We start from the raw sequence: 11677 nt of genomic DNA, 5'->3' as shown, positions 1-11677 counted from the left end.
CGTGAAATAGCGCCGGAAGGTCGGGACCACGAAGCGATGAAGCAGGGCTGAGCGACGCGCGACGGCAGAACCTCCCGCGTGACGGGGAGAGGAGCGCTCCGTCTCTGCCTGGTCGGATTCCTGCCTCAAGACACGTTCCGTAGATTCTCGACTTTGCAATCCGCATCGAGGGCGTCGGCGGCGATCCAGCCTGACATCATGACCATCGGCATGCCGGGGCCGGGATGCGCCGCGCCGCCCGCGAGATAGAGACCGCGCACCTGCCGGCTGCGGTTGCCCGGCTTGAACGCGCCCATGAACTTGCCGTGGCTCGCCAAACCGTAGATGGCGCCGTTGAGCACCTTGTAGCGGTCGTGAATGTCCTGCGGCGTCAGGTGGCGCTCGACCACGATGCGCTCTTCGATATCACCCATGCCGGCCGTGCGTTTCAACTTGTCGAGAATCACCTGGCGATAGGCGGGGAACATCTGCGACCAGTCGTGGTGCGGGCGCAGGTAAGGCGTGTGGACGAGAACATAGAGCGCCTCGCCGCCGTCGGGCGCGACGCTCGGATCGGTGGCAGCGGGAGCCGCGAGATAGCAGGTGGGATCGGGTGCGGGCTCGCCGCGGCGATAAATGAAATCGAACTCCTCCTCCGGGTCACGGGAGAACACGAAATCATGATGGAGGATGTGGTCATAGCGCTTGTTGAGACCGAGATAGAGCACCACGCCGGAGCAGGCGGGCTCGAAGTCCTTTCGCGCATAGTGCTCGCCCACCTCTCCGCCGACGAGTTCGCGATAGGTGCGGATGGAATCCATGTTGGAAATGACGTTGTCGTAGGCCACGACGTCGCCGCTTGCGAGCGCGAGCCCCGTCACTTCTCCGTTTTCGATCCTGAGAGAAGCCACATCACTGTCGGTCTTGATCGTGGCGCCAAGTTCGGTGGCAAGTTTCGCCAGAGCCTCCGCCACTGCGCGGGTCCCGCCCATGGGATACCAGACGCCATCGGCTGCCTGCATGTGGGCGATGGCGCAGAGCACGGCGGGCGAGCCATACGGCGAGGAGCCGACATATTGCGTGAAGTGGTCGAGCATCTGCGCCAGGCGTTCGTCTTTCACCTTCGAGCGGATGGTTCCTGCAACGGAGGAACCCATGCGCAGGGACAAAACATCCCTCAAGGTTGCGGGATTCATGTTGGCGCGGATGTTGATGGTGTCGAAGAGATCTTCCACCGGCTTCCAAAAGAAGAACCGGTTCGAAATATCGTGGAGGTGGGCGGAGATTTCCTGGAAGCGCTTGTACCCGTCGCCGGCGTTCCTTCCGGGAGCGAAGCGATCCATGGCCTCGGCCATGGTCTCGATGTTTTCCTGCAGATCGATCCGCGTTCCGTCATCGAAGAAGCAGCGCCATTGCGGATCGAGTCGGACGAGCTCTAGATAATCCGAGAGGTCGCGACCGGCCTCCGCGAAGATGCGTTCCAGAACCCGCGGCACGGTCAGGATCGTCGGCCCCATGTCGAAGCGAAATCCGTCTTCATGCAAAACCGCCGCCTTGCCGCCGATCCAAGCGTTCTTGTCGTAGAGAGTGACCTTATGCCCGCGGGCCGCCGCGACGCAGGCCGCCGCCAATCCGCCCAATCCCCCGCCGATGACCGCAACCGAAGTCCCTTGAGCCTTCACGCATTCCTCCCGCAAGGCACGAACCTGTCCATCAAGGGCCCGCGTCCAGTCGTGTTGGTTCTAGGAAGGGCATGGGCCAGTTCAAGTCGGCTCACGAAGGTTTGGGCGGCGGGCGCAGATCATGCGAAGCGAATGCCTGCCCGGCGCGCGGATCACCGGGTCGAACCCTGCGGCTGCCAAGCGTGGCCTTAGGTGGCTTACGTCGCGCATGCTCCCGCCCCAGAGCAGGTTCTTCAGTCGGTTGATCGTTGAGATCGTAGCATGTCCCTCCTGGGGCAGAACGGCGACGAGAAGCCAGCCGCCGGGTCTCAAGGCGTGAAAGATTCGCTCGATCGATCGCTGGATGACGTCGTCGGGCAGGAACATCTGGGGCAGGAAGGCGAGGTCGAAAGCCTCTTTGTCCCTCAGATCTTCCACGCGCTCTCGCCGCATGGCGATGCGGTCGGCGAGACCGGCCTCCTGCACGGACCTCGTACCGATGGCGGCAGGATGCGGGGCGGGTTCGAGCGCCACTGCCGACAGATGAGGAAAGTGTCTGCAGAGCGCAATCGAAAGGCCCGCGGCTCCCGCGCCCACATCGAGAAGGCCGGCACCGGGCTTCTCAAGACGAGGGACGAGACCAGGCAGGAACTTCAGTTTCGGCAGAGCCCGGGTGGTCCACAGCTGGGTCAGGGCGCCTTGGGCCTCGATGATGGCTTCATCCGTATGGGTCCAGCCGTCCAGGGACAGGGTACCATCCGCGAGCCTGCGCCGGAAGCTGTCGGTCTGCAGGAGAGGAGCCCTGAGGGAGGCGCGGAAGGTCGTCACTCCGTCAGGTGTCGTAAACGGCATGAGAGCAGGGGCCGCTTGAACGCGCTCCTGATTCCACGCAACAAATCCGTAGCTTGCGAGAAGGTCGATCAGGGCTCGGACGAGCACGGGCGAGAGGGAGGCCACGCGTGCCAATTCGTCGATCGTGGCCGGCTTGCCGAGATGACCGAGAAGGCCGCTCTCGGCACAGGCGGAGAGCGCACTTGCCGACCAGATGGCCCGATCGGCCTCTTCGAGAACTTTCAGCACACCGGCTGGACGCCGCAACGTCGGGGCGACCGGTCGATGCCAGGAGGCGAGACCCATGGAGCCGAGCCCCATGCGCTCTCCTCCGTGTGAAAGGAGAGCATAGGCGCGCCACAGCATGACAGCCCTATCGGATCGGAATCACGACCGTGGTCGTGGGTTCCTTGACGAGGATTCGGGCAGCCTCGAAATTCGGAGGGCCGCGGCGGCCCACATCGTTCGAGAAGCCATAAGGCTCGTTGGGCAGCCCGATGAAGCTGCGATCGAGCTTGCCGTTGCCATTTACGTCATGAAAGACGGCGATCGCATAGGTGCCGGGTTTCACGTTCCTGATCCGCAGCTCCACCGTTCCCGCCGTGGCCTGGCCACGATCCTTGTAGGGGCAGGTAGCCTCGTCGAAGCTCGTGTCGCAGATCCCGGCATAGACCATGTTCCGATCCGCTTGGACACCCTGCGCGCGGATCGTGAGCGTTGCCGCTTGAGTGGATGAGACAGAAAGGAAAAGGACGACAGCCAGTCCGACAGGTCTCATCTGGTCATCCCTCAAATGGTCGCTTCGCCGAGCGGTGAGACTGCGGGGTCCGATTCTCCGCGGCCCGCTCTGCGGCGCTCACGATCCTCCAGCAGCAGGCGTGTCGTGATGCGTGCGCCTTCATAGATCACGGGCAGCCCGCTGCCGGGATGCGTGCCGCCGCCGACCAGGTAGACATTGCGACCGAAGCGGTTATGCGGCCGGAAGTAGAGCATCTGGGTGAGATTGTGCGCGAGGTTGAAGGTGGCGCCTTCGAACACGGCGAAATCGTCCTGCCAGCCTCGCGGCGTCACCACATGCTCGAAGCGGATGCGGTCTTCGATATCGCGAAGCCCGAGCAGCTTCAGCCGCTCGAGCGCGAGCCTGCGATAACGTGGTGCCTCGCTGGCCCAATCGATCCCGCAACGTAGGTTCGGTACAGGGACAAGCACATAGAGACTCGTATGGCCCTTCGGCGCGAGCGACGGGTCGGTCACGCCGGCATGATGCACATAGACCGAAGGCTCTTCGGGCAGGATGCCGTTGGTGATCTCGTGAATATTGCGCTCATAGTCCCGCGACAGCAGGATCGTGTGATGCGCCAGATCGCCGGCATCACCCTCGATGCCGAGATAAAGCATGAAGGTCGAGCAGGAAATTTTCGCGCGGTCGAGCTTCTTGTTTTTCCAGCGTGGGCGCATGGCTTCCGGCACGAGACGGCGCATGGCATGTCCGAAATCGCCGTTCACGACGATCGAGCCTGCGGCGAACGTTTCCCCGCCGACCTCAAGGCCGACGGCCTCGCCGTCTTCATAGAGAATGCGGTCCACCGGCGCGTTCAGGCGAATGTCGACGCCGATCTTGCGTGCGACGTTTGCCATCGCCTCCGAGACCGCACCGCAGCCGCCCATGGGATGGAAGACGCCGTGCTCGTATTCGAGAAACGAGAGAATCGTGAACAGGCTCGGACACTGGAACGGCGACATGCCGAGATATTTCGTCTGAAACGAAAAGGCGAGGCGCACGCGTGGATCGGCGAAGTAGCGCTTGAGATCGCTGTCGACGCTGGAGAAAGGCCTCAGTTTCGGCAGGGCTGCCAGCATCGCCGGCGAGAAGAGATCCGCTGGGCTCGAGAAGGCCTGTTCCAGGACCGGCCGAAAGGCTTCGAGCTTGTCGCGGTTGTCATCGAGAAATCGGCGCACGTTGCGCGCATCGGCCGGCGCGAGACGTGCGATCTCCTGTTCGAGCCGGTTGAGATCGTAAGTGGCGCGAATGGAGCCGCCGCCCTCGAAGACGAGATGATATTGCGGGTCGAGACGCTTGAGTTCGACATGATCCTCCAACCGCTCGCCGCAGGCCTCGAAGATGTCCTTCAGGACGCGCGGATACAGGAAGAAGGTCGGGCCGATATCGAATTTGTGGCCGCCGGGTGCATGAATCGTGCGGGTGCGTCCGCCAACGGCGGGTTCCCGCTCGAATATGGTGACGGGTATGCCCTCCCGCGCCAGCAGCATGGCGGAGGCCAAGCCTCCCGGGCCGGCGCCCACGATGGCGACCTGGGGCGATCGGGCGGATTTGAGCATGAGCCGGCAGCCCTCAGTGGTCGTGAAACAATGGCCGTCTGAATTAGACCGGACTAGCCTCTCGACCAGAGGCACTGACGCAGGATCACGGAAAGGTGAAACTTTTCCTCTGCAAAGAAGTAACGTTATCCAGGCTATAGGAAATTGAGTGGAGGCCCTATCCAGGCTATTGTTGCGAACATTCTTATAATCCTGAAGGATGAGGGAGCGTAGAAAAATTTCTTAGCGCCTTATTCTTGCCTTTTTAAGGCTCAGTTTCACTTCCAACCGAAATGGAAGGGGAGACTGTCTTTGAAGAACATCCTCACCCGGGCATCTGCAATGGTGCCTCTTCTTCTTGTTGCAGCTTGCAATACAACCACCTCAACCGACCCCGACATCACCGGGTCCATCTCACAAGCGAATATCGAGACCGGCAAAGCCTTTCAGCGCGGCACCGCCTCCTGGTACGGACCGGGATTTCATGGTCGCAAAACCGCCAGCGGCGAGCGCTTCAATTCCTCCGACATGACAGCCGCCCATCGCTCTCTGCCGTTCGGCACGCGACTCAAGGTCGTGAACGAGACCAATGGCCGCTCGGTCGTCGTCCGGGTGAACGATCGCGGTCCTTTTGCTCATCGGCGAATCATCGATCTCGCCAAAGGTCCTGCCTTGGCGCTGGGCCTGACGTCCTCCGGCACGGGTTATGTTTCCCTGCACAGGCTCGATTAGGCGCTTCTTAATCCCTTCCGGCGATTCTTGGCGCGATTCGGGACCAAGGGTTGCTTACATGGAATCGAGATCGTCTCCGTCGACGAACGTCATACGCTTTCCGGGCGCACGCTCGTCGGCCAATCCGAGCCGCGATCAACGAAGCCTGATGGATGCGGTTTATGCCGCGGGCTCGTTGTCGATCGCGGCGAGCGACCACGCGACCAAGGTCATGGCGACGCGGCTCACGATCTTCGGCTTCGTCGTCATCGATGAGCTGCAGACGGATGGCACGATGCGCCGGCTCCGGCCTTCCGAGGCGTTCCATGCATCTACGGTTCGCCCGTGGCGCATCTCCAAGCCGTCGGGCCGCTATCGAATCGATGAGCAATGGCCAGACGCGGAGCGCGAGTTGTTTGCTGCTCTGCTGGCCTGATCCAGGCTGACCGACGATGTGCCAGTGAGCCAATGACATGGGGTGAATCTCAAAAGTGCATACCACTTTTGGGTTCGATGCTCAGGTGGCCTCGTCTTTTCCCTCCTCTGAACTATTTTCCCACGCCAGCTTATGGCGCTTCAGGGGATGTCGATGCATCTGGTTCAGATTCTTCTCCCGCTCGCCGACAACGCCGGCCGCCGTTTCGACGGCGCAGCCTATGGCCGGGTTCGCACGGAATTGTCCGAGCGATTCGGCGGCATTACGAGCTTTACCCGCGCCCCGGCGCATGGCGTCTGGAAAGAGGGCGGCCATACTTCCCACGACGATATCGTCGTGTTTGAAGTCATGACCAGAGAACTTGATCATCCTTGGTGGGAGCGCTACCGCGCGGAACTGGAGCGCCGGTTCGAGCAGGAAACCATCGTGATTCGCGCGATCAAGGTCGAAATGCTGTAGCGCGTCGTGCGGAACCGCAGGTCCGTACCAGCGAGAAGTGCCCCCGGACCGTCGCTCCCAACGATCTCCGGCCAGGGAACCTGAGCAGCACTGCTTCGCTTGTCGTTGATAAGCGGAGCATTCCAATGGCCAAGCCACTGATCGTTTCCATCCCCCACAGCCTCGGCCAGGCCGAAGCCATGCGCCGTTTGCACGGCGGCATGACAGGGCTGAAATCCCAGTTCGGGGACAAGGTCGCGTCCATCGATGAAACCTGGAGCGGGAATCGCATGGATTTTCGCGTCGGGGCCATGGGGCAGAGCGTCAACGGCCACCTTGAGGTGATGCAAGATCAAGTGCGTGTGGAAGTGCAGTTGCCGTGGATCCTTGCAATGATTGCAGAGAAGGCGAAGACCTTCATCCAAAAGCAAGGAACACTGATGCTCGAGAAGAAGTGACGCTGGCTATAGCCATGAATAGCCGTTCATGAAGATGAACGCAGATGGAACCAAACGGCTCCGTCTGCGTTATATAATCGATTGCGACCACGACCCTTCGTTGGTGCGCTTCACTTAAGACATCACTTTATTCACCCCGGGCCGTGTTCTTCCGTCCGATCGCGACAACACACCTGTATTTGAGGATGGCGCTATGCATGAGCGTTTGATGCCGCAGTCCTATGCCCTTCGTTCGCCTGTCAAAGCCGGATCAGAAAAACCACTCCTCGTCTGTTTCTCCCACCTTCGCTGGGATTTCGTCTGGCAACGGCCTCAGCATCTCCTCAGCCGTGCGGTCAAGCATTACGACGTGATGATCATCGAAGAGCCCATGTTCAAGGCGGGCGCGACGCCTCATATGGATGTGAGCGATCGGCCTCAGGGTGTCACCATTGCCGTGCCGGTTCTTCCCGAAGGCCTTTCGCATGAAGATATTCTCGCCGAGCAGCACGATCTGATCGAGGAATTGATCGGACGCGAGGCCAAGAGCCCGCGCGTTTTCTGGTACTACACTCCGATGGCCATGGCCTTTACCAGCGATCTCGAGTGCGACCTGTGTGTCTACGACAACATGGACGAACTCTCGCTGTTCCGCGGCGCATCACAGGAATTGCTCGACCTGGAGAGTGCCCTTTTCGCCCGCTGTGATCTGGTCTTCACGGGCGGCATGAGCCTCTATGAGGCCAAGCGCCATCGCCACCGCAGCGTCCACGGCTTCCCGTCGTCGATCGACTTCCATCACTTCTCCCAGGCGCGCTCGATCGACAAGGATCCCGACGATCAGGCGCAGATCCCACATGTCCGTCTTGGCTTTTTCGGTGTCGTCGACGAGCGGATGGACATCGACCTTCTGGCCGAGGTCGCCGATCTGCGTCCCGACTGGCAGTTCGTCATGATCGGCCCTGTGGTGAAGATCGACCCTTCGACCCTGCCACAGCGGCCCAACATTCATTGGCTTGGCGGCAAATCCTACAATGAGCTGCCGCATTACCTGTCCGGCTGGGACGTCGGCTTCATGAATTTCGCCCTGAACGAGGCGACGAAGTTCATCAGCCCGACGAAAACGCCTGAATTCCTGGCGGCCGGCGTGCCGGTCGTCTCGACGCCGATCACCGATGTGGTGCGGCCCTACGGCGAGAAAGGTCTCGTCGAGATTGCGAAGGACGCGAAGGATGTCGTTGCCAAGGTCGAGCTTATCCTCGCCCGACCAAAGGAGGCATGGCTTGCCAAGGTCGACCGTCACCTGGCGGCAGGATCCTGGGACAAGACCTGGGCTTCCATGCACAAGCTCATGCTGGATGTCACCGGCGACACGACAGCTGATCGTCCTGCCCCCTCTCTTCCCGTTTATGCCACCACGCCTGCGGAGTGATCTGGAATGTATGATTGGTTGATTGTCGGCGCTGGTTTCGCAGGCAGCGTTCTGGCGGAACGCTTGGCCACCGAGCGCAACGAGCGTGTTCTTCTCATCGACCGCCGTCCTCATATCGGCGGCAATGCCTACGACCGATACGACGATGACGGCCTGCTCATTCACCAATATGGCCCCCATATCTTCCACACCAATTCGAAGCAGATCTTCGATTACCTTTCCCGCTTCACGGAATGGCGCTTCTACGAGCACCGGGTACTGGCGGACGTGGATGGGATGCTCGTGCCGATCCCGATCAATCTCGATACGGTCAACAAGCTCTATGGGCTGAATCTTACGTCCGAGCAGCTGCAGGACTGGTTTGCCGAGCGGGCGGAAAGCATCGGCGAGATCAAGACGTCGGAAGACGTGGTGGTCTCCGTCGTCGGGCGCGAGCTCTACGAAAAGTTCTTCCGCGGCTATACGCGCAAGCAATGGGGGCTCGATCCGTCCGAACTCGACAAGTCGGTGACCTCACGCGTGCCGACGCGCACGAACCGGGACGACCGCTACTTCACGGACGAATTCCAGTTCATGCCGAAGAACGGCTACACGCGGATGTTCGAGAAGATGGTCGGACATCCCAACATCCATGTGATGACGCAGACCGAATATGACGACGTGAAGAACATCGTCCCCCATCGGCGCGTCATCTATTGCGGGCCCATCGACGAGTACTTCGGCTTCCAGTTCGGCAAGTTGCCCTATCGTTCGCTGCGCTTCGAACATGTCACCCTCGACAAGGCGTGGCACCAGCCGGTGGGCGTCGTGAACTACCCGCAAACCAAGGACTACACCCGCGTCACCGAATACAAGCACCTGACCGGTCAGGAGCATGTCAAGACGGCGCTGACATACGAATACCCATCCGCCGAAGGGGACCCCTATTACCCGATCCCGAAGGCGGAGAACCAGGAACTGTTCAAGAAGTACGAGCGGCTTGCCCTGGCAACGCCCGACGTGTGGTTCGTCGGCCGTCTGGCCACCTATCGCTACTACAACATGGACCAGATCGTCGGCCAGGCGCTCGCCACCTTCCGGCGCATCAATGAGTCCCTGCCCGTTGGAGCAGATACATCGTCCGTCAAAGTCGTATCGCCCTCGGCGGCTTTGGTTTCGTAATCGACAAAGAGCATTGAACCTTCCGCGCTAAGAATAGTTGTGGAAGATCTGTTGTAACAGCTCGGAGTTGCATGATGAAACGACCACTGGAGCTTTGGGGCGGTCTGGAATGCACCGTCGCGAGAGTTGGCGACGATTACCGCGATCAAAGCTCAGAGACCGGTCATCATGATCGAATCGAGGATCTCGACCGCATTGCCGAGCTCGGGATCCGCACGCTGCGGCATCCGGTGCTCTGGGAGACAATCTCTCCCGAGAGCCCGGACCGTACGGACTTCTCCTGGCATGATCCGCGCCTGAAACGCCTCCAGACGCTTGGCATTCGTGCCATTGCGGGCTTGTGTCATCACGGCAGCGGCCCGCGTTACACCCATATGCTCGATCCGGCCTGGCCCGAGCTTCTGGCGCGCCATGCCGCCAATGTGGCGGAGCGTCATCCGCATCTCGATCTTTACACCCCGGTCAACGAGCCGCTCACGACGGCGCGGTTCTCGGGGCTTTATGGCCATTGGTATCCTCATGGGACGAGCTACGAGGCTTTCCTCAAGATCCTCGTGAACGAGTGCAAGGCGACCGTTCTGTCCATGCGCGCCATCCGCAAGGTTCGGCCGGATGCGCAGCTCGTGCAGACGGACGACATGGGCAAGACGTTCTCGACGCCCGCGCTCGCCTATCAGGCCGAGCACGAGAACCAGCGGCGCTTCTTGAGCTTCGATCTCCTCTGCGGCATGGTCGATCGGGATCATCCCTGGTGGGGTATATTCATCGACAGCGGTGTCGCGCAGGCCGATCTCGAGCTCTTTCTCGAGGCGGATGCCGCACCGGACATCATCGGCATCAATCATTATTTGACGAGCGAGCGCTACCTCGACGAGCGCAGGGCGCGCTACCCCGAACACCATTGGGGCGGCAATGGCCGGCATCAATATGCGGATGCGGAAGCCGTTCGCATGCCCCTGCCATCCGCCGACCTCGGACCCGCGGCGCGGCTTCGGGAGGTGTGGGAACGCTACAAGCGTCCGATCGCCGTGACCGAGGTGCATCACGGCAGCACCCGTGACGACCAGCTGCGCTGGCTGATGGAAGTATGGAAGGACGTCAACAGGCTGCGTGACGAAGGAGCCGACATCCGGGCCGTCACTGTATGGTCTCTTTATGGCGCCGTGGACTGGAACAGCCTGCTGACCCGCCGCAACGGCTTCTACGAGCCGGGACCCTTCGACGTGCGGGCTTCCGAGCCGCGGCGCACGGCGCTTGCCCATGCGGCGGAAGCGCTCGCCAAGACCGGCACCTTCGATCATCCGGTGCTTGATCGCGCAGGCTGGTGGAAGCGGGACATCCGCTTCTACAAGCCGCCGGCGAAGCGGTCGAAATCCTGCTGGCTGGCCGACGAGCCGCGACAGCTTCTGATCACGGGGGCGACGGGAACCCTTGGCCGCGCCTATTCCCGGCTATGCGACTTCCGCGGACTCAACCACGTGCTGCTCGCGCGCCAGGATATGGACATCGCCAACCCCAGGAGCGTCGCCAAAGCCCTCGAGTGCTACAGGCCCTGGGCCGTGATCAATACGGCAGGTTATGTCCGCGTGGCGGAGGCCGAGAGCGACAGGCAGGCGTGCTTCCGAGAGAACGTCGCGGGAGCAGAGGCGCTGGCCAAGGCCTGCGCCGATCTTGATATTCCTCTCGTCACCTTCTCGTCCGATCTCGTCTTCGACGGAACGCTCGGACGGCCTTATGTGGAAAGCGACGAGGTCAATCCCACGACGGTCTACGGCGAGAGCAAGGCCGAGGCCGAGCGCCGGGTTCTCGAGGCGTACGACAAGGCTCTGGTCTTGCGCACCAGCGCCTTCTTCGGCCCATGGGACCGCTACAACTTCGTCTGGTCGATCCTGAATACGCTCAGCAAGGGCGAGGGCGTGAAAGCCAGCATCGATGTGGTGTCTCCCACATATGTGCCCGATCTCGTGAACACTTCGCTCGATCTCCTGATCGACGGCGGCACAGGCATCTGGCACATGGCCAATATTGGCGAGGCCTCCTGGCGCGTTCTGGCTGCCATGGCGGCGGAGCGTGCAGGTTTCGATCCGGAACTCGTGACGGATGCCGGCGATCTCCCCGTTCTCAATACGGCCCTGTCCACGGAACGAGGCATTCTCATGCCACGTCTCGAGAGTGCCCTCGACCGGTTCTTCTCCGATAGTGAAGTGGAGTGGTCGGACGGAGCGATGAAGGTGGCTGCGGAGTAAGACCTTCCTGGTGAAGCCGTACCCGG

General features: G+C 61.2%; 11 protein-coding genes. 7 read left to right on the top strand and 4 right to left on the bottom strand.

Annotation, left to right across the window (positions count from 1 at the left end; all coding sequences use genetic code 11):
- Positions 1 to 125: 125 nt before the first annotated feature.
- The 4 genes from KHP60_RS07470 to crtI form a co-directional block, all read right to left on the bottom strand.
- The gene (locus KHP60_RS07470; protein WP_213563220.1) at positions 126 to 1661 is read right to left on the bottom strand and encodes an NAD(P)/FAD-dependent oxidoreductase; all 1536 of its coding nucleotides are present in this window, start codon (positions 1659 to 1661) and stop codon (positions 126 to 128) included.
- Positions 1662 to 1742: 81 nt separating this feature from the next.
- Positions 1743 to 2792 carry a cyclopropane-fatty-acyl-phospholipid synthase family protein gene (locus KHP60_RS07465; protein WP_213563218.1) on the bottom strand — a complete coding sequence of 350 codons (1050 nt, stop codon included), beginning with the start codon at positions 2790 to 2792 and terminating at the stop codon, positions 1743 to 1745.
- A gap of 52 nt (positions 2793 to 2844) precedes the next feature.
- Entirely contained in the window at positions 2845 to 3249 is a 405-nt protein-coding gene (locus tag KHP60_RS07460; protein WP_213563216.1) for a DUF2141 domain-containing protein, read from the bottom strand.
- Positions 3250 to 3260: 11 nt separating this feature from the next.
- A complete protein-coding gene (crtI, locus tag KHP60_RS07455; RefSeq protein ID WP_213563214.1) occupies positions 3261 to 4811 on the bottom strand; it encodes a phytoene desaturase family protein in 1551 nt (516 codons plus the stop codon).
- A 291-nt stretch (positions 4812 to 5102) separates the two neighbouring features.
- On the opposite strand from crtI, the gene KHP60_RS07450 reads away from it, so the two are divergent.
- The 7 genes from KHP60_RS07450 to KHP60_RS07420 all read left to right on the top strand — a co-directional run bounded on the left by KHP60_RS07450 (position 5103) and on the right by KHP60_RS07420 (position 11651).
- Positions 5103 to 5522 (top strand): septal ring lytic transglycosylase RlpA family protein, encoded by a 420-nt coding sequence (locus KHP60_RS07450; RefSeq protein WP_249688586.1) that lies wholly within the window; start codon positions 5103 to 5105, stop codon positions 5520 to 5522.
- 58 nt (positions 5523 to 5580) lie between these two features.
- Positions 5581 to 5937 carry a hypothetical protein gene (locus KHP60_RS07445; protein ID WP_213563213.1) on the top strand — a complete coding sequence of 119 codons (357 nt, stop codon included), beginning with the start codon at positions 5581 to 5583 and terminating at the stop codon, positions 5935 to 5937.
- A gap of 153 nt (positions 5938 to 6090) precedes the next feature.
- Positions 6091 to 6396 carry a hypothetical protein gene (locus tag KHP60_RS07440; RefSeq protein ID WP_213563211.1) on the top strand — a complete coding sequence of 102 codons (306 nt, stop codon included), beginning with the start codon at positions 6091 to 6093 and terminating at the stop codon, positions 6394 to 6396.
- A gap of 125 nt (positions 6397 to 6521) precedes the next feature.
- Positions 6522 to 6833 (top strand): polyhydroxyalkanoic acid system family protein, encoded by a 312-nt coding sequence (locus KHP60_RS07435; protein WP_213563209.1) that lies wholly within the window; start codon positions 6522 to 6524, stop codon positions 6831 to 6833.
- 193 nt (positions 6834 to 7026) lie between these two features.
- Positions 7027 to 8244 (top strand): glycosyltransferase, encoded by a 1218-nt coding sequence (locus tag KHP60_RS07430; RefSeq protein ID WP_249688585.1) that lies wholly within the window; start codon positions 7027 to 7029, stop codon positions 8242 to 8244.
- Between the two features lie 6 nt (positions 8245 to 8250).
- Entirely contained in the window at positions 8251 to 9405 is a 1155-nt protein-coding gene (gene glf, locus KHP60_RS07425; RefSeq protein WP_213563208.1) for a UDP-galactopyranose mutase, read from the top strand.
- A gap of 71 nt (positions 9406 to 9476) precedes the next feature.
- Positions 9477 to 11651, top strand: coding sequence for a family 1 glycosylhydrolase (locus tag KHP60_RS07420; RefSeq protein ID WP_249688584.1), 2175 nt, complete (start codon positions 9477 to 9479; stop codon positions 11649 to 11651).
- Positions 11652 to 11677: the final 26 nt, after the last annotated feature.

It is taken from the genome of Microvirga sp. 3-52, assembly GCF_018383585.1.
Lineage (GTDB): Bacteria > Pseudomonadota > Alphaproteobacteria > Rhizobiales > Beijerinckiaceae > Microvirga.
This window is presented reverse-complemented; position numbering and strand designations above follow the sequence as displayed.